A 20051-nucleotide genomic window follows, 5' to 3' on the forward strand; every position below is an offset into this window, starting at 1 on the left:
GCTGACAACGGGCGCGCTCCGGGCGCTCGGGGAGGCCCCGGCGCTATCTGGCGAGGCGCTCCCCGCAGGGCACGCAGGTGCGGGCGGCCGGGCGCGCCCGGAGCCGGGCGATCGGGATCGCGCGGCCGCACGCCGTGCAGACCCCGTACTCCCCAGCCGCCAGGCGCCGTTCGGATTCCTCGACGCCGCTCAGCTCGGCGCGCGCCGCGTCGAGCCGACCCGAGAGCCGCGACCACTCCGTCGACAGCGGCACGCCCTCCGGGTCGTGCTCGTCGTCGTCGCTCTCGCTCCGGCGAGCCCGCGCGAGTTCGTCCAGCTCGGCCGAGACCCGCGCGATCCGGGCCTCGATCCGCGCCCGCAGCTCGTCGAGCAGGCCGCGCAGCTCTGCGGTGCCGTGCCCGCGGGCGCTCACGGCGCGCCTCGGAGGTCGAGGCGCATGACCACGCGACGGAATCCGGCCAGCTCCGAGTCGGTGTCGGCCGCCCAGGAGAACCCCGCGCGCTCGAACACGGATCGCGTGCCGACGTAGGCCATGGTCTGATGCACCGGCTCACCGGCGTTGTCGACCGGGTAGCCCTCGATCGCCGGCGCTCCGTTGGCGCGCGCGAACTCGACCGCGCCGGTCGCGAGCGCATGCACGACGCCCGCACCGCGGTGCCCCGGGCGCACCCGGAAGCACCAGAGCGACCAGACGTCGAGATCGTCGATGTGCGGGATCTTGCGGTTGCGGGCGAAGCTCGTGCCGGCCCGCGGATGCACCGCGGCCCAGCCGACGGGCTCGCCGTCGAGATATGCGAGCACCCCCGGAGGAGGATCCTCGGCGCACAGGCCCCGCACCCGTTCGCTGCGCTCGGGCTCGCGGAGCCGCGTGTTCTCGGCGGAGCCGATGCGATAGCTCAGGCAGAAGCAGACGTTCGACTCGGGCCGCTTCGGCCCGATGACCGCACGGACGTCCGCGTAGACGTCGGCGGGCCGGATCTCGATTCCCATGCGGGAATCATAGGCGGCACCGCCGACATCAACGACGGGGTCAGGCGGAGAGCACGTCGAGCGCGTGCTGCAGGTCCTCGGGGTAGCTCGACGCGAACTCCACCGGCTCGCCCGTCGCGGGGTGCCGGAATCCGAGGCGCATGGCGTGCAGCCACTGCCGGGTCAGCCCCAGGCGCTCCGAGAGCTTCGGGTCGGCGCCGTACATCGCGTCGCCGACGCAGGGGTGCCGCTGAGCCGACATGTGCACGCGGATCTGGTGTGTGCGGCCCGTCTCGAGGTGGATCTCGAGCAGCGAGGCGTACGGGAACGCTTCGATCGTCTCGTAGTGGGTGATCGAGGGCTTGCCGTCGCGCGTCACGGCGAACTTCCACTCGTGGTTCGGGTGCCGGCCGATGGGCCCTTCGATGGTGCCCGCGAACGGATCCGGATGCCCCTGCACGACCGCGTGGTAGATCTTCTCGACCTCGCGCTCCTTGAACGCGCGCTTGAGCTCGCGGTAGGCGTGCTCGCTCTTGGCGACCACCATCAGCCCGCTCGTGCCCGCGTCGAGCCGGTGGACCACGCCCTGACGCTCAGCGGGACCGGAGGTGGCGATGCGGAAGCCCGCCCCGGCGAGTGCGCCGAGCACGGTCGGACCCTGCCAGCCGAGCGACGGGTGCGCCGCGACGCCCGCGGGCTTGTCGACCACCACGATGTCGTCGTCGTCGTGCACGATGCCCAGCTCGGGCAGGTGGACGGGGACGATCTCAGGCTCGCGCTTCTCGGTCCAGCTCACCTGGAGCCAGCCTCCGGCCGCGAGTCGGTCCGACTTGCCGAGCACGCGACCGTCGAGTTCGACGCCGCCGGCTTCGACCACGGTCGCCGCGAAGCTGCGCGAGAAGCCGAGCAGCTTCGCGATGGCACTGTCGGCGCGTTCGCCCGCGAGACCGTCGGGAACGGGAAGGGAACGGTGCTCCATCAGCGGGTCTCCGGCTCCGGGTCGGCGTCGGCCGCGGGTGCGTCGGAGCTCTCGGGCTCCTCCTCGCCTCGCTTGCGGCGCGGCGATCCGTCGAGCGGGAGCCCGAACAGCGTGACCAGCACGAACAGCGCCATGCCGGTGCAGATCGCGATGTCGGCGATGTTGTAGATCGCGGGGATCATCCACGGCGTGGAGATGAAATCGATGACGTGCCCGACCGGGAACCCGGGCGGACGCGTGAGGCGGTCGGTCAGATTGCCGAGCACGCCGCCGAGCAGCAGCCCGAAGAAGGCCGCCCACAGCAGCGAGCCGAGCCGGCGGATCTGCCACAGGATCACGCAGACGACGACCGTGGCGAGGATCGTGAAGATCCAGGTGGAGCCGCTCGCGAGCGAGAACGCCGCCCCCGGGTTGCGCACGAAGTGCCACTGGAGGAAATCGCCGAGGACCGGAACGGTCTGGCCCTCGGGCAGCGTGTCGACGACCCAGTTCTTGACGAGCTGATCGGTCGCGAACACGACGATCGCGACGACGAACAGGAGCACGGGCACCAGTCGTCGCCGCGAAGCAGGACGGGCGGCGCGAATTCGCGCCGCCCGTTCGGATGCGTCGTTCACGCCCCGGACTACTGCAGGCCCTCGGGAGCCCCACCGGGCTCGGGCGAGCCCTCGAGGCCGCGGAGCTGCGACTGGATGTACGAGCGGAGCGTGTTGCGGTACTCGCCCTCGAACTCGCGGAGCTCCTTGATCTTGTTGCGGAAGTCGATGCGCTCCTCGCCGAGCAGGCGCAGCTCTTCGGCGCGCTGCTTCTGCGCTTCCTGCACGAGCTGGGCCGAGTTCGCCTCGGCGTCGCGGATGAGCTGGTCGCGCTTGGCTTCGCCCTCGCTGACGTGCTTGTCGTGCAGCTCGAGCGCGAGCTGCAGCATGGCGCTCGACTTGACCGCGTCGCCCTCGCCGAAGCTCGGCGCGGAGACGGGAGCTGCGGCCGGAGCCGGGGCATCGACCACGATGGTCTGCTCGGACGCCTCGACCTGCGGCTCGGACTTGCCGGCCTCGGCCTCGGCGAGCTTCGCGGTCAGCTCTTCGATCTGCTTGCGCAGTTCGGCCTTCTCTTCTTCGTGCTGGCGCAGTTCTGCCGCGATCTGATCCAGGAAATCGTCGACCTGGTCAACCTCGTAGCCATCACGGAATTTGGTGATGGAGAACTCGTGATTCAGAAGGTCTTCGGGTGTCAGTGACATTCGTGGATCTCTTTCGCTTCGGTTCCACTTCGGTGGGATGGGAACCACGGTAGCAAACAATCGCTCGGCTTCGCCCAGGGAGTTCGCAGGGCGTCGCCTCGCGGGTGCGTGCGCGGGACGGAGGTTCGGGACAGGAAATCAGGGGAGGATCGCGAGAAGGATCCAGCAGCTCAGCATTGTCAGCATCCAGCCGAGGTCGAGCGCGACGGCCCCGAGGCGGATCGGCGGCAGGATCTTCCGGAACATCCGGATGGGCGGATCGGTGACCGTGTAGACGGCCTCCACCACCGCGAGCCAGACGCCGCGCGGCCGGAAGCGGGGGTTGAGCACCCGCACCCAGTCGAGGACGAATCGTGCCCAGAGGATGAAGACGTACGTCTGCAGCAGGATCCTCAGCACGAGGCTGAGGATCGCGAGGATCGCCAACGCGCTAGGCGGAGGGGCTCACGAAGAAGGAGCCGGTCTCCGACCCCGAATCCTCGTCGCTGGCCGTCGCGATGTGCTCGGGCGACAGCAGGAAGACCTTGCTCGTGACGCGCTCGATGCGTCCGCGGAGCCCCATGGAGAGACCGCTCGCGAAATCGATCAGTCGCTTCGCGTCCGCGTCGTTCATGCGCGAGAGATTGAGGATCACCGGGATGCCGTCGCGGAAGCTCTCGGCGATCGCAGCCGCATCGCGGTACTCGCTGGGGTGCACCGTGAGGATCTCGTTCATCGCGGGTGCCGCGGGCGCGCGGGTCGGGGTGACCTTGCGCAGCGGGGTGACCGGCGCCTTCTGCGCCGCGGGGCGCGGGGCTGCGGCGGGCGCAGCGGTCTCGGCGGCGGGCGCCGGGGCCGGACGCTCGCCGGTTTCCTCCAGCTCGTCCTCGGCGAGTCCGAGGAACACCATGGTCTTCTTCAGCGGGTTGCTCATGTTCTACTCCCTACACGCTTGCGCGGTTACTTCGAGGCTAACCGGCCGCCGGTCGGTTTCCGGTGATTGCGCTGCCGATGCGAAGGTGTGTCGCGCCGGCGGCGATCGCCTCGGCGAAATCGTGGGTCATCCCCGCGGAAATCGCGGTGGCATCGGGCGCCAGGGCTTGAACCCGCTCCGAATACCCGCGGAGGCGTTCAAAGGCCCGGGCCGCTTCCTCCTCTTCGGGCAGGGGGGCGACGGCCATGACTCCGCGAAGGCGCAGGCTGGGCGTCTCGAGGACCCGCTCGGCGAGCCGATCCAGCTCGTCGGGTGCGGCGCCCCCGCGGCCGGGATCGTCGGTGAGGTTGACCTGCAGGAACGCGTCCACCGTGCGTTCGATCCCCGAGAGCGCGTCGACGAGGCGTTCCCGGTCGATCGAGTGGATCGCGTGCGCGTAGCGCGCGGCCTGCCGCGCCTTCTTCGTCTGCAGCTGCCCGATGAAGTGCCAGCGCAGATCGAGATCGGCGAGCTCCGCCGCCTTGTCCTGCGCCTCCTGGTGCCGATTCTCACCGACGTCCCGCACACCGAGGGCAGCCAGGTCCGCGACGAGGGTCGCCGGGTGGAACTTGGTGACGACGATGAGCGTGAGCTCCTCGGGCGAGCGGCCGACCGCGCGCGCCGCATCACCGATCCGCTCGGTAACGCCGGCGAGCCGGGCCGCGAGTGCGGTCCGGCTCGCGTCGACAGCTTCCGCGTCCATGCTCAGCGCAGGAACTCGGGGATGTCGAGGTCGTCGTCGTCCACGCCGTCGAAGGCGGGATCGACCATGCGCGCCTCGAGCGGCGGGTTCGAGATCGCCTCGCCGAACTCGCCCTCCCCTGCGGACGCTGCGGCGCCCACGGTGGCGGGCTCGATGGAGGGCGACTCGACGGCCGCGAGCGGGCGCGAGCTCTCATCGTTGGCCTCGGCGCGAGCCGCGCGACGCGAGCGCTCCGAGCGGCGCGGCGGGTTCTGCTGCGCGGCGGCGGGCTCGGAGTCGAAGCCCGCGGCGATCACGGTGACACGGACCTCGTCGCCGAGCGTGTCGTCGATGACCGTACCGAAGATGATGTTGGCTTCGGCGTGGACCACGTCCTGCACGAGCGAGGACGCCTCGTAGATCTCGCTGAGCGCGAGGTTCGAGGAGCCCTGGATCGACAGCAGCACGCCGTGCGCGCCCTCGATCGAGGCTTCGAGCAGCGGAGAGGCCACCGCGAGCTCCGCGGCCTTGATGGCGCGGTCGGCGCCGCGTGCGGAGCCGATGCCCATGAGAGCGGAGCCCGCACCCTGCATGACCGACTTCACGTCGGCGAAGTCGAGGTTGATGAGACCCGGGGTGGTGATGAGGTCGGTGATGCCCTGGACACCGGCGAGCAGCACCTGATCCGCGGCGGCGAACGCCTCGATCATGCTGATGCCGGGCTCGCTGATCTCGAGCAGGCGGTCGTTGGGCACCACGATGAGGGTGTCTACGGCCTCGCGGAGAGCGTTGACGCCCGAATCCGCCTGGGCGGCGCGGCGGCGGCCCTCGAAGCTGAAGGGTCGGGTCACGACGCCGATGGTGAGTGCACCGATCGACTTGGCGATGCGCGCCACGACGGGAGCCGCACCGGTTCCGGTACCGCCGCCCTCGCCTGCGGTGACGAAGACCATGTCGGCGCCGGTCAGCGCCTCCTCGATCTCGTCGGCGTGATCCTCGGCGGCGCGACGCCCGACCTCGGGATCGGCGCCCGCGCCGAGGCCGCGGGTGAGCTCTCGGCCCACGTCGAGCTTGACGTCAGCGTCGCTGAGCAGAAGCGCCTGGGCATCGGTGTTCACCGCGATGAACTCGACGCCCTTCAGGCCGAGCTCGATCATGCGGTTCACCGCGTTGACGCCGCCGCCGCCGACACCGACGACCTTGATGACGGCCAGGTAGTTCTGGTTCGTTGACACGTGGGTCCTCCCCCTCAACCTTCAACCTCTACCTCAAGGTGAAAGTTAGTATCCGGGTATACATTTCGGGCGGTTCCCAAGGTACGGCGACAGCCCGGAACGGCACCGGCGACACACCGGCGCGGCGCAATCTCCGCGAAAAACCGGCCCGCTCCCCGCTCGGAGCTCAGTTGTAGACGGGCGCGTTCGGCGCTGAGACGTCGATCTTCTGCACCGAGCGCCCCTTGAGCCCCGTGAGCAGCGCCTGCAGCACCGCCGACTTCTTCTGCGTCTCGGTGGCCTCGCCCCACAGCACCTCGAGTCCGTTCGTGAGGGTGAAACGGACGTCCTGCCCGCTCGACGCGGTCACCGAGGCGAGCTGCTTCCGCAGCGCGTCGGGCATGTCGCGCACGATCTTCGCCGAAGCCGCGAATGCCGGAGAGCCGGGTGACGACGCCGCGCCGGTCGCCAGCGGCACCCCCGCGGGACGCTTGTCGGCGGTCCCCACGAGCACGCCCGCGGGGTCGTAGGTCTCGAACTTCTTCCCCTTCGCCACCGTGATCGCGGGAATGCGCTCCTCGACCTGCACCACCAGCGTGCCCGGCGGGATCCGCTCGATCGCGTAGCGCTGGATCAGCGGGAAGTCCGCGAGGACGCGATGCACCTCGCCGTCATCTACCAGCGCCAGCGGCACGCCGTCGAACCGGCCGAGCGCATCTTTCACCTTCGCCGCGTCCACGCTCGACGCCCCCGTCACGCGGATGTCGCGCACCGCCATGAGCGGACTGAGCACCCCGATCGCGACGAAGAGCGCGAGCGCCACCACCGCGCCTGCGGCGATCAGCCAGTACCGGCGACGGCGGCGAGTGTGCACGGTGAACCGGCGCTGCTCGCGACGCTCGCGCCGGCGGCGCAGTCGCGTGGCCGTCCGCAGATCGCGTTCGGCGGCCCGGATCGGATCGGGTTCACGGTCGGAGCGCGCACGCAGCTTCGCGATGAGGCCGCCGTCGGCCCCCCGCGCATCGAGCGCGGCGTCGCTCAGGTCGGTCGTCGCCAGTTCGTCCGCGGATGCTCCGGCGGGAGCCGAGAAGGCGCCGCGCTCCGGAGGAGCCGCTCTGCCTGCATCGGCCGTGCCGAACCGCGCATCGCCGAGCACGTCGGCGAGATCGCTCGGGTCGCGCTGAGCCTCCTCGGCCCGTTCAGGGATGACCTCGGCGACGGTCGCCTCGGCATCGGACGGCGGCGTCTCGGCGGCCCGGCCCGAACCGCGTCGCCGGAGCAGCCAACCACCGTCGGATCCGCCTCGGTGGTCGCTCGCCGACGTCTCCGGCGCGACGGGTGCATCGCGCTCCGGCTCGGGCTCGCGGTCGAACCCGCTCGGGCGCTTCACGCGCACCGCCGTCTCATCGGCACGACGAACTCACTCGCCGTCGGCGTCGAACCGGCCGTGCAGCGCCTCGACCACCTGCGGGATGATCTGGTAGACGGTACCGCAGCTCATGGTCACCATCACGTCGCCGGGTTCGGCGATCTCGGCGAGATAGTCGGCCGCGCGCTGCCAGTCGTCGATGTATGCGACCCGGCTCTGGTCCGAGAAGTCGTCGGCCACGAGCGCACCGGTGACACCGGCCACGGGATCCTCGCGCGCGCCGTCGACGGAGAGCACCACGGTGCGATCGGCGCCCTGCTCGAGCACCTCCGCGAACTCGCGGTGGAACAGGCTGGTGCGGCTGTAGAGGTGGGGCTGGTGGATCGCGATGAGGCGGCCCTCCCCCACGACGGCGCGCGCCGAATCGAGCAGCGCCGCGACCTCGGTCGGGTGGTGCGCGTAGTCGTCGTACACGCGCACGCCGCCCACCTCGGCGTGGAACTCGAAGCGGCGCTTGGTGCCGCCGAACTCGCTGATCGCGCGGAGCGAAGCGGCCGCGTCGAAGCCGAGCCCGGTGAGCACGGCCAGCGCGCCGACCGCGTTGACCGCGTTGTGCCGGCCGAAGACGCTGAGCTGGGCCCGGTGCCGTTCGACCGCCCCGTCGGCGCCGATCAGCTCGACCTCGAAGGCCACGGGGCCGGAGTCGTCGAGCGAGACGAGGCGCACGTCGGCGCCCTCGGCCTCGCCGAAAGTGCGGATGGCGGGCAGCTCGCCGCCCGCGGCCTGCTCGCGCAGGGAAGCGAGCACTTCGAGCGCTCCGGAGTCGTCGGCCGAGACGACGATCTGCTCCCGTGCGCCGCGAGCGAAGTCGACGAACGCCTGCATGAAGTTCTCGCGGGAGCCGTAGAAATCGAGGTGCTCGGGATCCACGTTGGTGATCAGCGCGATCGCCGTGTCGTAGAGCAGGAACGACTTGTCGCTCTCGTCGGCCTCGATCACGAAGAGGTCGTCGGTTCCCGGGCCCGACGAGGTGCCGAGGGACTCGATGATGCCGCCGTTGACGAAGGACGGGTCGGCGCCGAGGCCGAGCAGCCCGGTCACGACCATGCCGGTCGAGGTGGTCTTCCCGTGCGCGCCGGCGATCGAGACGAGGCGCTTGCCGCGCGCGAGCCACGCGAGGGCCTGCGAGCGGTGCAGCACCGGGAGGCCCTTCGCGAGCGCGAGCTGGTACTCGGGGTTGTCCTGCCAGAGCGCACCCGTCACGACGAGCGTGTCGGCGTCGCCGACGTTCGCGGCGTCGTGCCCGATGCTGACGTCGATGCCGAGCTCGGCGAGCGCCTTCGTGTTGTAGTTGGCGCTGCGATCGGAGCCCGAGACCCGCACGCCGGCGGCGTGCATCATGCGCGCGATTCCGCTCATGCCGGAACCGCCGATGCCGACGAAGTGCACCTTCCCGAGCTCGTCGGGAATCTGCATGTCGAGATCGGGATAGATCATCTGGGCGCCTCCTCAGGTCGTGCCCGACAAGACTACCGTTCCGCGCCCGCGTTCCCGCGGCGCGGATGCCCGGTGTGGCGCGGGTCTCAGCGCGCTCCCACCGGAGCCTTCGGCTCCCGGGCCCGGCGGCCCTCCCGCGGGACGAGCGGGATCGCCGCGGCGGGCGCCAGGGCGATGAGGGCGAGCGCCGTCGGCACGCCGACGAGGGTGATGAGCCCGCCGACGACCGGGCCGACCGCTGCCGCTGCGAGGAACTGCCCGGTGTTCTGGATCCCGAGCGCGCGCCCGGCCCAGCCCCGCCCCGCGGTCTCGGCGACCGCGGTGAAGGCGAGCCCGTTGTCGGCGACGCTCACGCAGCTCGCGATGACGTAGGCCACGGCGGCAGGAACGGCCCACCCGGCCCATCCGAAGACCGCGGCGAGGACCAGCACGACCACGCCGATCACGGCGACCTGCAGCAGCGGACGCAGGCGCGAGCGCACGCGATCGCTCCACAGCCCCACCGCGATGCGCCCGGCGGCGCCCGCGAACTGGGAGACCGCCACGAGCGCACCCGCGGCGAGGGCGCTCCACCCGAACCCGACGGTGAACCACACGAGACCGAAGGTCGAGAGGGCGAACTGCGGGACCACGAGCAGCATCGAGACCGCGTGAATGCGCACGAGCGTCGCGGATCCCCGGTACGGATTGGATTCGGGCCGGCTCTCGCCCGCGGCACCGGCCGCTCCCGCGGCTCCGGCCGCTCCGGCCACGGCGGACGACGGCGAATCCACCACGGCGCAGACGCAGGCGATCAGGCTGACGAGCAGCAGGATCCCGCCGAAGCCGAGCGCAGCGACGACGCCCGCACCCGCCGCGATGGGCGGCACCGCGACGGCCGCGACCGCCATCCCCAACGGCTGGCAGGTCTGCCGGATCCCCATCACGAACCCGCGGCGACCGACCGGGAACCATCCGGTGATCAGGCGCCCGCTCGTGTTGTTGATGCAGGCGGTCATCGCGCCGCCCAGCACGAACGCCGCGCCGAGCCAGAAACCGTCGCCCGCCAGCATCGACAGCGCCACCGCCAGCACGCTCAGGCTGAGACCGATGATCAGCACCCGGCGCTCGCCCACCCGGTCGGCGAGCGCGCCCCAGAGGAAGAGCGCGAGCACGAGGCCCAGGTTGGGCATGCCCGCGAGCAGGCCGGCGCCCGCGAGACTCATGCCCCGCTCCTGCGTGAAATACGGGATGAGGAACGCGGGGGTCGCGACCACGACGGTGGTCGAGGCCTGGCCGAACACCATGACGGCGAGCATCAGCCAGGGTCTGGGACGAATGGGCACGGGAGGATTCTCCGATCAGCGAAGCGTTGACCGGCACGACGAACGGCGCCGCTGGCAGGGCGCCGGTCGATTCACACCCTGCTGCGGCTCCGAAGGAGGAGGCTGCGAGACATGGGGCGATCCTATCGCGTCAGAGCGTGGTCAGCGCGCCGCCAGCGCCTCGCGCACGAGCGCGAGCAGGCGCTCGGTTCCGTCGAGGGCGCCGACCCCGCGGGCCCGCTCCGACATCTCGGCGAGCCGCGCGTCGTCGCCGACCAGCGGGATCAGGGTGCCGCGCACCCACTCGGGAGTCAGCTCGGCGTCGTCCACGAGCAGCGCACCGCCGGCCTCGACGTCGGCGGCGGCGTTGAAGCGCTGCTCGCCGTTGCCATGGCCGTAGGGCACGAACACGGCGGGGATGCCGAGTCCGGCGAGCTCGCTCACGGTCGTGGATCCGGCGCGCGAGACCGCGAGGTCGCAGGCGGCGAATGCGAGGTCCATGCGGTCGCAGTACGGCAGCACCTCGTAGCCCGCGACGCCCGGATCTTCGAGCTCGGTGAGCCCGCCCCAGACGTGCAGCACCTGGATCCCGGCCGCGGTGATCGCCGCGGCCTCGCTCGAGATGCCGCGGTTGATCGCGCGGGCGCCCAGCGAGCCGCCCGTCACCAGCAGCGTGCGCCGCTCGGGGTCGAGACCGAAGTGCTCGCGCGCCGAGGCGCGGAGCGCAGCGCGGTCGAGCCCCGTGATCTCGGGGCGGAGGGGCATCCCCGTGACCCGAGCGTTCGGGATCGGGGTGCCGGGGAAGGTGACCGCGACGTAGGGCGTCGAGCGCGCCCCGAGCTTGTTCGCCATGCCGGGTTTCGCGTTCGCCTCGTGGATCACCACGGGCACGCCCTCCTTCGCGCCGGCCCGGTAGGCGGGCGCCGAGGCGTAGCCGCCGAAGCCGACCACGACGTCGACGCCGCGCTCGCGGATCAGCTCGCGCACCCGGGCGATGGCTCGGCGGTACTTCGCCGGGAACTTCAGCGCGTAGGCGCTCGGCTTCCGCGGGAACGGCAGGCGCTCGATGGTCACCAGTTCGTATCCGCGCTCCGGCACCAGGCGGGCTTCGAGCCCCTCCTTCGTGCCGAGCACCACGATCTCCGCGTCCGGCTCCTCCGTCCGGATCAGATCGGCGAGCGCGAGCAGCGGATTGACGTGCCCGGCGGTTCCGCCTCCGGCCAGCAGGTAGGTGGTCATCGTGTCGCCTCCGTGGTGGTGATCTCGTCTCGGTGCTTCGCGTTGTCGCGCGCGATCGATATGACCACGCCCATGGCGACCAGGCACGCGATGAGCGCGGTGCCGCCGGCGCTGATGAGGGGCAGCGGCACCCCGAGCACCGGCAGGATGCCGATCACCACCGCGATGTTCACGAAGGCCTGGCCGACGATCCAGACGAGGATCCCGCCGACGACGGCCTTGCCGAAGCGGTCCCGCGCGTTGCCGATCACGCGCAGCATGAACACGGTCAGCACGATGAAGAGCACGATCACGAGGACCGCGCCGATCATGCCGAGCTCCTCGCCGATGATCGCGAAGATGTAGTCGTTGTCGGCCGCCGGCAGCCACTTCCACTTCGCCTTCGACCCGCCGAGGCCGACGCCGAAGAGCCCGCCGCCGGCGAGCGCCCACAGGCCGTGCAGCGGCTGCCAGGCGAGGCCGCTGTAGTCGCTGTTGCCGCCCGCGTGGCCGAACAGGCGATCCATGCGGTTCTGGCTCGTCACGACGAAGAAGAACGCCGCGAGCGCGGCCCCCGCGAAGGTGTAGCCGAGCGCTTTCCAACTGACGCCGCCGAAGTACATCGCGCCGAGCACCGAGGCGCCCATGATTATCGTGGTGCCGAGGTCCTTGCCCAGCATGACCGTGCCGAGGGCGATGAGCGCGCCCGGCAGCACGATCGGGATCAGCTCGTGCTTGGTCTGCGTGAGCAGTCGCTCCTTCGACATCAGCACGGCGCCGATCCAGACGATGAGCGCGAGCTTCAGCGCCTCGGACGGCTGCGCCGAGAACGAACCGATCTGGATCCAGTTGCGGTTGCCGTAGACGTCGACGCCGAGCGGCGTGAACACGAGGAGCTGCAGGAAGATCCCGAGACCGAACAGCCACCAGGCCCAGCGCCGCCAGAACTCGATCGTGCGGGTCGCCGCGAAGATCATCAGCGGGATGCCGATGAGCGCGTAGGTCGCCTGGCGCCAGAATCCTCCGAGGAAGCCCTGATCGTCGAGGTAGGAGGTGATGGACGAGGCCGAGAGCACCATGATCAGCCCGATGCCGACCAGGAGGAAGGTGATCGCGTAGAGCGCCACCACCGTCGGGTCGCCCGGGGTCGGGATCGCGCCGCCCAGGCGGATCCGCGCACGGCCGAACGCGCCGCGCCCCGGGGTCGACGCCGACTGCTCGCTCACGTCAGCGGCCCTCGGCGAGTGCGCGAAGGGCAGCCTGGAAGCGCCGCCCGCGATCGGCGTAGTCGGTGAACTGATCCATCGAGGCCGCGGCCGGTGCGAAGAGCACGGTGTCGCCCTCGTCAGCGAGCGCCGCCGCCGCATCGACCGCAGCGCGTGCGACGTCGAAGTCGGATCCCTCGGGCACGATCTCGCTCACGGCGACGCCGGGCGCGTGCTCGGCGAACGCGGCGAGCACGGCCTCGCGCTCGGCCCCGATCACGACCGCGCCGCGCAGGCGCTCCGCGTGGGTCTCGACGAGCTCGCCGATGTCGGTTCCCTTGAGCAGGCCTCCGACCACCCACACCACGCGCTCGAGCGCGCGCAGCGATGCGGCCGCGGCGTGCCCGTTGGTGGCCTTCGAATCGTCGATCCAGGTGACGCCGTCGAGCACGCCGAGATGCTGAGCGCGATGGGCGTCCAGCTCGAAGTTCAGGATCGCGGTCGCGATCTCCTCGGGCTCGACCCCGCGCGAGCGTGCCAGTGCCGCCGCCGCGAGGATGTTCTGCACCAGGTGCGGTGCTCCCAGGTGGCGCTCCTGCAGCTCTTCGATCGTGACGAGCTCGTACGCCGAGCTGCGGCGCTCGGCATGGAAGCCGCGGTCGATGAGGAGTCCGTCGACGATGCCGAAGCCGCTGGGCGGCGGCGCGTCGAGGCCGAAGCTGATCGCGCGGGCGCCCTCGACCACGTCGGCCTCCTCGACCATGCGCTCGGTGGCCGCGTCGGCGCGGTTGTAGACGCAGGCGACCTGCGTGTGCGCGTAGACCTTGGCCTTCGCCGCGCGGTACGCCTCGGCGGAGCCGTGCCAGTCGAGGTGGTCGTCCGCGATGTTCAGGCAGACGCTCGCGTACGGAGAGATCTCGCCGAGCCGCTCGAGCTGGAAGCTCGACAGCTCGACCACGAGCGCGTCGTACCCCTGCGGGTCGCGCAGCGCGTCGAGGATCGGCACGCCGATGTTGCCCACCGGGGCCGCGCGCAGCCCCCCGGCGAGCAGCATGTGGGCCGTGAGCTGCGAGGTCGTCGTCTTGCCGTTGGTACCGGTGATGCAGATCCAGTCGGCGACCCGATCGGTCTTGTCGCGCAGGCGCCAGCCGAGCTCGATGTCGCCCCACACCACGGTGCCGCGGGCGATCGCCCACTCGGTCAGCGGGTGATCGGGGCGGTAGCCGGGCGAGACGATGACGAGGTCGGGATCGAACGCGGCGAGGTCGGCGAGCTGCGCCTCGTCGCCGGCGATCCGGGCCTGCTCCGCGCCGATGACGCGCAGCAGCTGCTCGCGCTCGGGATCCTCGCCCGCGAAGATGACGCGGACGCGGGACCCGAGCTCGATGAGCGTATCGGCGACCGAGAACCCGGTGACGCCGAGGCCGAGCACGGCGACGCGCAGTACCGACCAGTCGTGGTGCCAGCTGGACAGTGCGAGCACGCGCTCGCGGACATCGATGGTCATTGCTGCAGCAACCATTCTCCGTAGAACGCGCCCACGCCGGCCACCACGAAGAGTCCCGCGATGATCCAGAAGCGGACGACGACCGTGACCTCGGCCCAACCCTTGAGCTCGAAGTGGTGGTGGATCGGGCTCATCAGGAAGATGCGCTTGCCCTTCGTCACCTTGAAGTAGAGGCGCTGCACGATGACCGAGCCGGTCTCGATGATGAACAGGCCGCCGATGAGCACGAGCAGCAGCTCGGTGCGGGTGAGGATCGCGAGCGCGGCGATCGCGCCGCCGATGCCCATCGAGCCGGTGTCGCCCATGAACACGTGCGCCGGGTTGGTGTTCCACCAGAGGAAACCGGCGAGGCCGCCGAGGAACGCGGCGGCGATGACCGCGAGGTCCATGGGGTCGCGCACCTCGTAGCAGCCGGCCTTGCCCGCCGTCGTCGCGCAGTTCTGCGCCGACTGCCAGAAGCCGATGCCGAGGTAGGCGGCGAAGGCGAACAGCGCGGCGCCCGCGGCGAGGCCGTCGAGGCCGTCGGTCACGTTCACCGAGTTGGTGGCGGAGGTGACGATCAGGATGATCCAGATGACGATCACGATGATGCCGAGCACCGAGCCGAGCGCCATGAAGTCGAACGGGAGGTCGCGGAAGATCGAGATGTGCGTGGACACCGGGGTGACGCCCGCCTGGTTCGCGAACTGCAGGCCGAGCAGCGCGAACGCGACCGCGACGAGGATCTGGCCGACGATCTTCGCCCAGCCGTTCAGGCCGGCCGAGTTCTGCATGCGGGCCTTCATGAAGTCGTCGACGAAGCCGACGAGGCCGGCGCCCACGGCCATGAGGATCACGAGCATCGCCGACGGGGTCGGCGTCTCCCCCATGATGAACTTGCCGAGGAAGTAGGCGATGACGGAGCCCGACAGGAAGATGAGCCCGCCCATGGTGGGCGTCCCCCGCTTGACCTCGTGCTCCTTCGGGCCGTCGACGCGGATCGGCTGGCCCCAGCGGAGGCGGTTGAAGACCCGCACGAAGAGCGGGGTCAGCAGCAGCGAGTAGAGCAGGGAGAACCCGCCGGCGATGAGCAGGGCGATCATGCAGTGACCTCCTCGGTCATGGCGTCGGAGGCGGGCGCGAACTCCGCACCGAGCCGGTCGCCGAGCGCCTGGAGGCCGGCGGCGTTGGAGGACTTCACGAGCACCGTGTCGCCCGGCCGCAGGCCGGACTTCAGGTAGTCGAATGCGTCGTCGGCGGAGTCGAAGAGCACGCTCTCGCCGTCCCAGGAGCCCTCGTTGATGGCCGAGATGTGCAGGCGGCGCGCATCAGCACCCACCACCACGAGCTCGGAGATGCCGAGGCGCACGACCTGGAGGCCGATGCGATCGTGCTCGTCCCCCGCGAGCTCGCCGAGCTCGCTCATGGCGCCGAGCACCGCGACCGAGCGCGCGTCGGGACGCCGCACCTGCGCGAGCGTGCGCAGCGCGGCGCTCATCGAGTCGGGGCTCGCGTTGTAGGCGTCGTTGATGATCGTGATGCCGTCGCGCCCGCCGAGCACCTCCATGCGGCCGGGAGCCGCGACGACCGCGGCCTCGAGCGTCTCGACGACGGCATCGAGGTCGAGACCGAGCTCGAGCCCGACCGTCGCCGCGGCGAGGGCGTTCATGACGTGGTGCTCACCGAGCACGCGGAAACGCACCGGGCGCGATGCGCCGTCGGCGTGGAGGGTGAAGCGGGTGCCGCTCGCGTCCCCGACGATGTCGCTCGCGCGCACGTCGGCGGCCTCGGACTGGCCGAACCAGCGCACGCGCGCCTCGGTCAGCTCGGCCATGCGGGCGACCCGCGGGTCGTCGCGGTTGAGCACCGCGACGCCGGTCGCGTCGAGCGCGCGCACCATCTCGCTCTTGGTGCGGAACGTGGTCTCGATCCCGCCGAAACCGCCCGCGTGGGCGAGCCCGACGGTCAGCACGACGCCGATGTGCGGCTGCGCCATGTCGGTGAGGCGCGTGATCTCGCCCTCGGCGCTCGCCCCCATCTCGGCGACGAGCGTCTCGGTGCCGGCCTCGACGCGGAGCATCGTGAGCGGGCCGCCGACCTCGTTGTTGAACGACTTCGCCGACGCGACCGTCGGTCCGAGCCGGTCGGCCATCGCTGCGACGAGGTTCTTCGTGGTGGTCTTGCCGTTGGAACCGGTGATCCCGACGATGCGGAGGCCGCCGGCACCGCGCACGCGGCGCACCACCTCGGTCGCGAGCGCCCCGAGCGCATCGGTGCTGTCGGCGACGACGATCTGGGGCACGCGGTCATCGACCTCGCGCTCCACCACCAGCAGCGCGGCACCGGAGTCGACGGCCTTCGCCGCGAAGCGGTGCCCGTCGGTCTCCTCGCCGCGGCGGGCGAAGAAGATCTGCCCCTCGGTGACCTCGCGGGAATCGGTCTGGGACTCCCCCGTCACCGCTGTGGCGCCGGTCGCACCCGATGCACCGGGCACCAGGCGTCCGTCGACCGCAGCGGCGATCTCGTCGAGCGTGAGTTCGATCACTGGAGCAGTCCTGCCTCGCGGAGCGCTCCGCGTACTTCGTCTCGAGCCGAGTACGGGAGGTGCTGCCCGGCTACTTCCTGATAGTCCTCGTGCCCGGGACCGGCATACAGAATAACGTCTTCGGGACCCGCGATCGAAATGGCGCGGCGCACGGCCTCGCGCGGATCCGCGACCTCGATGATCTCGGCGTGGTTCGCCTCGCGCGCCCCGGCGATGAGCTGGGCGCGGATCGCGGCGGGATCCTCGGTGCGCGGGTGGTAGTCGCAGACGATCAGCACGTCGCTGCCCGCGGCGGCGATCCGGCCCATCTCTTCACGCTTCGTGGTGTCGCGGTCGCCGTCGGCGCCGAACATGAAGATGATGCGGCCGGGGGCGACCTCGGCGAGCCCGTCCAGCATGGTCTGGAACGCGCCGGGGGTGTGGCCGTAGTCGACGTAGAAGCGGGGGCCCGGGCCTGCCGGGTTGATCGCTTCGAGACGGCCCGGGATGTACACCGGGATGAGGCCGTTCTCGAGCCCGGCCTCGACCTGCGCGATGGGGATCCCGGCCTCGTGCAGCATGATCAGCGCGAGCGCGGCGTTCTCGGCCATGAAGCGGCCGAACACCGGCACGCGGCCTCGGAACCGCGCGCCCTCGGGGCCCTGGAGCACGAAGCTGACGCCGTCGAGGTCCTGACGCGTCACCGCGAGGTGCCAATCGGCCTCGACCCCGTACTCGGTCGCGAGCGTCGTGACCGGGATCCTCGACTCGCGCGAGACGCGCACACCGTACGGCGAATCGACGACGACCACGCCGCGGGCGGCGTGCTCGGGGGCGAACAGGGCGAGCTTCGCCGCGAAGTAGGACTCCATGTCGCCGAAGTCGTCGAGGTGGTCCTGCGAGAAGTTGTTGAAGGCCACGACGTCGAAGTGGACGCCGTCGATGCGACGGCGCTCGACCGCGTGCGCCGAGACCTCGAGCGCGATCCCGCGGGCATCCTCCTCGACCATGCGCGCCAGCAGCCCGTGCAGCTCGGACGCCTCGGGGCTCGTGAGCCCGCTCGTCATCACCGCGTCGCCCACGCGGCGCTCCGCGGTGGAGCTGAGGCCCGCGGTGATCCCCGCGGCGCGCAGCAGCTCGGCGATCAGGTAGACCACGCTGGTCTTGCCGTTGGTGCCGGTGATGCCGAAGATCTTCGCCCCGTCGGGCCCGTCGCCCAGGCGCTCGGTGCCGTAGACCGCGGCGGAGACCTCGCCGAGGATCTCGCGCGGGTGCCCGGCCGAGCGGAGCACGGGCAGGCCGGCCGAAGCGGCGCGCTCGGCACCCGCGTCGTCGGTGAGCACCGCGACCGCACCGCGCTCGGCGGCCGTCGCGGCGAAGTCCGCGCCGTGGTGCTTGGCTCCCGGCAGACCGACGTAGAGATCCCCCGGCTGCACGTCGCGCGAGTCGATCGAGACGCCCGTGACGGCACAGCCCCCGAGTTCGCCGTCGTGCTCCAGACCGAAGCGCTCGGCGAGTCGCTCGAGCGGCATCTCGGTCGGATGCGCGGGTCGGATGCTCATCGCACCGTCGGTCGTCACTGGATCTCCATCTCTGCCGCGGGTCGCGCGGATCAGTAGTCGGTCGGAATGGGCTTGTATGCGCCCTTCGACGGCGGAATGTGGAACGTGCGGATCGTCGCCTCGGCGGCGTTCCGGAAGGCGGTCATCGCTGCGATGCCGCCGTCTCCCGACGAGGGGAACGCCACCGATGCTACCGCGACGTACTGCGGGTCGTCGGCCGGGAAGATGCCCGCGAACGAGTGCACGTAGTCGGTGCGGTAGCGGCCCGTCGCCGGGTCCACCTCCTCGGCGGTGCCCGTCTTGCCCGCGATCCGGTAGCCGGGGATCTCGAGGTATGGCTTGATCCAGCCCTCCTGCACGACCGATTCGAGCATGCCCATCATCGTGCTCGCCGTCTTCTCCGAGACCGCGCGCACGGGCTTGCCGTGATCCGGCTTCTTCACGTCGCCGTTCGCCGAGGTGCAGCTCTGCACGAGCGTGGGCGGGATCCGCACGCCGCCGTTCGCGAGCGCCTGGTAGACGCCCGCCGTCTGCACGATGGTCGACGAGAGACCCTGGCCGAACATCGTGTTGTAGGCCGTCTGGCGGTCCCACTTGTCGGGCGGGTTGAGCAGGCCGGAGTCCTCGAGCGGCATGCCGGCCTTGGTCGACTGCCCGATGCCGAACTTCTGCAGGTAGCTGTAGCGCACCGCCGGGCTCAATTGGTTGCCGAGCATCGAGATGCCGACGTTCGAGGAGTGCACCATGATCCCGTTCAGGGTCCACTGCTCGGGCGGGTGCACGAAGGAGTCGCTGAACTGCACGTTGGGCTCGGGCTCCCAGTGCGACGGCGTGAGGTTCGGGGTGACCGGCGTCGCCTTGCCCTGATCGATGAGCGCCGAGGCCGTGATGCTCTTGAATGTGGAGCCCGGCTCGTAGGGCGAGGTGAACGAGCGCGCCTCGCGGTTCGGCGAGCCGTCGACGTTGTTGGGGTCGACCGAGTTGTTCTCGGCCACCGCGACCAGCTCGCCGGTCTTGGCGTTCATGATCACGAGGTAGCCCCACTCGGCTCCGACGTCGGCGACCTGCTTGTTGATGATCTCCTGCGCCTGCCAGCTCAGGTCGCGGTCGAGGGTCAGCTTGACCGTTCCACCGTTGACGGCCTGCTGGGTCACCACCACGCTGCCGGGCAGCGCGACGCCGTCAGCCCCGCGCTCGTAGACCTCCGAGCCGTCCTTGCCCGTGAGGCAGGAGTTCTGCGAGATCTCGATGCCGGCCTGCGGCTTGCCGTCGGAACCGGAGAAACCGACGATGTTGCCCGCGACGGCGCCGCTCGGGTAGACCCGCGAGTAGGCCGTGTCGAAGGTCAGCCACGGGATGCCGAGATCCTTCAGCTTCTTGAGCGCGACGAGATCGACCGAGCGCTTCACGTAGGCGAAGTCGGACTTCTTGTTCTTCGCGAGCGCGTCGTCGACGATCTTCTGGATCTCCTCCGGCTTCTGCCCGGTGATCGCACCGATCTCGGCGAAGGCCTCCTTCGAGGTGACCTCCACCGTCGCCGCGCTGCCCGGCGAGACCGGACGGTAGAAGCGGCCGCCGTTCAGCACCGTGTTCTTCGGCGACAGCTGCACGTCGTAGCGCTCGTCCGTCGTCGCGAAGACATCGCCGTTGCGGTCGACGATGTCGCCGCGCACGCTCGGGATCGAGACCGGCACGGCCCGCTTGTCCTTCGCGTCGGCGTTCAGCTTCGGCGCCTGCACCACCTGCAGGTCGAAGAGCCGCACGGCGAACACCACCGCGACCACTCCCACGATCAGCAGCGCCAACGCGCGCCGCCTCACGCGGATCCGCCCGTTCCGCATGGACCCTCC

At 70.7% G+C, this 20051-nt stretch carries 19 protein-coding genes; all 19 read right to left on the minus strand.

Annotation, left to right across the window (positions count from 1 at the left end):
* Nucleotides 1–43: 43 nt before the first annotated feature.
* Complete coding sequence (locus XM48_RS08350; RefSeq protein ID WP_046455351.1) at nt 44–412, minus strand: TraR/DksA C4-type zinc finger protein; 369 nt, start codon at nt 410–412, stop codon at nt 44–46.
* Nucleotides 409–990, minus strand: a complete 582-nt coding sequence (locus XM48_RS08355) for a GNAT family N-acetyltransferase (protein ID WP_046455352.1) — start codon at nt 988–990, stop codon at nt 409–411. The genes XM48_RS08350 and XM48_RS08355 overlap by 4 nt, the downstream gene beginning before the upstream one ends.
* A gap of 40 nt (nt 991–1030) precedes the next feature.
* The gene (locus tag XM48_RS08360; RefSeq protein ID WP_046455353.1) at nt 1031–1948 is read right to left on the minus strand and encodes an RluA family pseudouridine synthase; all 918 of its coding nucleotides are present in this window, start codon (nt 1946–1948) and stop codon (nt 1031–1033) included.
* Nucleotides 1948–2493 carry a signal peptidase II gene (gene lspA, locus XM48_RS08365; protein ID WP_336653457.1) on the minus strand — a complete coding sequence of 182 codons (546 nt, stop codon included), beginning with the start codon at nt 2491–2493 and terminating at the stop codon, nt 1948–1950. The genes XM48_RS08360 and lspA overlap by 1 nt, the downstream gene beginning before the upstream one ends.
* Nucleotides 2494–2573: 80 nt before the next feature.
* Nucleotides 2574–3188 carry a DivIVA domain-containing protein gene (locus XM48_RS08370; protein WP_046455355.1) on the minus strand — a complete coding sequence of 205 codons (615 nt, stop codon included), beginning with the start codon at nt 3186–3188 and terminating at the stop codon, nt 2574–2576.
* A 138-nt stretch (nt 3189–3326) separates the two neighbouring features.
* Complete coding sequence (locus XM48_RS08375) at nt 3327–3614, minus strand: YggT family protein (RefSeq protein WP_046455356.1); 288 nt, start codon at nt 3612–3614, stop codon at nt 3327–3329.
* Nucleotides 3615–3618: 4 nt separating this feature from the next.
* A complete protein-coding gene (locus XM48_RS08380) occupies nt 3619–4101 on the minus strand; it encodes a cell division protein SepF (RefSeq protein WP_046455357.1) in 483 nt (160 codons plus the stop codon).
* 37 nt (nt 4102–4138) lie between these two features.
* Nucleotides 4139–4843: a YggS family pyridoxal phosphate-dependent enzyme gene (locus tag XM48_RS08385; RefSeq protein ID WP_046455358.1), complete on the minus strand. Its 705-nt coding sequence runs from the start codon at nt 4841–4843 to the stop codon at nt 4139–4141.
* Between the two features lie 2 nt (nt 4844–4845).
* On the minus strand, nt 4846–6057 hold the full coding sequence (gene ftsZ, locus XM48_RS08390; protein WP_046455359.1) for a cell division protein FtsZ: 1212 nt from the start codon (nt 6055–6057) through the stop codon (nt 4846–4848).
* 166 nt (nt 6058–6223) lie between these two features.
* A complete protein-coding gene (locus XM48_RS08395; RefSeq protein WP_052961391.1) occupies nt 6224–7432 on the minus strand; it encodes an FtsQ-type POTRA domain-containing protein in 1209 nt (402 codons plus the stop codon).
* Nucleotides 7433–7456: 24 nt separating this feature from the next.
* Entirely contained in the window at nt 7457–8902 is a 1446-nt protein-coding gene (gene murC / locus XM48_RS08400; RefSeq protein ID WP_046455360.1) for a UDP-N-acetylmuramate--L-alanine ligase, read from the minus strand.
* A gap of 86 nt (nt 8903–8988) precedes the next feature.
* On the minus strand, nt 8989–10227 hold the full coding sequence (locus tag XM48_RS08405; RefSeq protein ID WP_231580844.1) for an MFS transporter: 1239 nt from the start codon (nt 10225–10227) through the stop codon (nt 8989–8991).
* 141 nt (nt 10228–10368) lie between these two features.
* Nucleotides 10369–11445 carry a glycosyltransferase gene (locus XM48_RS08410; RefSeq protein WP_046455362.1) on the minus strand — a complete coding sequence of 359 codons (1077 nt, stop codon included), beginning with the start codon at nt 11443–11445 and terminating at the stop codon, nt 10369–10371.
* The gene (locus XM48_RS08415) at nt 11442–12650 is read right to left on the minus strand and encodes an FtsW/RodA/SpoVE family cell cycle protein (protein ID WP_052961394.1); all 1209 of its coding nucleotides are present in this window, start codon (nt 12648–12650) and stop codon (nt 11442–11444) included. The genes XM48_RS08410 and XM48_RS08415 overlap by 4 nt, the downstream gene beginning before the upstream one ends.
* Nucleotide 12651: 1 nt before the next feature.
* Nucleotides 12652–14136: a UDP-N-acetylmuramoyl-L-alanine--D-glutamate ligase gene (gene murD / locus XM48_RS08420; RefSeq protein WP_084821068.1), complete on the minus strand. Its 1485-nt coding sequence runs from the start codon at nt 14134–14136 to the stop codon at nt 12652–12654.
* Nucleotides 14133–15218, minus strand: a complete 1086-nt coding sequence (gene mraY, locus XM48_RS08425) for a phospho-N-acetylmuramoyl-pentapeptide-transferase (RefSeq protein WP_046455364.1) — start codon at nt 15216–15218, stop codon at nt 14133–14135. The genes murD and mraY overlap by 4 nt, the downstream gene beginning before the upstream one ends.
* Nucleotides 15215–16660, minus strand: coding sequence for a UDP-N-acetylmuramoyl-tripeptide--D-alanyl-D-alanine ligase (gene murF, locus XM48_RS08430; RefSeq protein ID WP_046455365.1), 1446 nt, complete (start codon nt 16658–16660; stop codon nt 15215–15217). Before murF ends, mraY begins: the two co-directional genes overlap by 4 nt.
* Complete coding sequence (locus tag XM48_RS08435; protein WP_046455392.1) at nt 16657–18201, minus strand: Mur ligase family protein; 1545 nt, start codon at nt 18199–18201, stop codon at nt 16657–16659. Before XM48_RS08435 ends, murF begins: the two co-directional genes overlap by 4 nt.
* 50 nt (nt 18202–18251) lie before the next feature.
* Nucleotides 18252–20042, minus strand: coding sequence for a penicillin-binding protein 2 (locus XM48_RS08440; RefSeq protein WP_046455366.1), 1791 nt, complete (start codon nt 20040–20042; stop codon nt 18252–18254).
* Between the last annotated feature and the right edge of the window lie 9 nt (nt 20043–20051).

The organism is Leucobacter sp. Ag1, assembly GCF_000980875.1.
GTDB lineage: Bacteria > Actinomycetota > Actinomycetes > Actinomycetales > Microbacteriaceae > Leucobacter > Leucobacter iarius.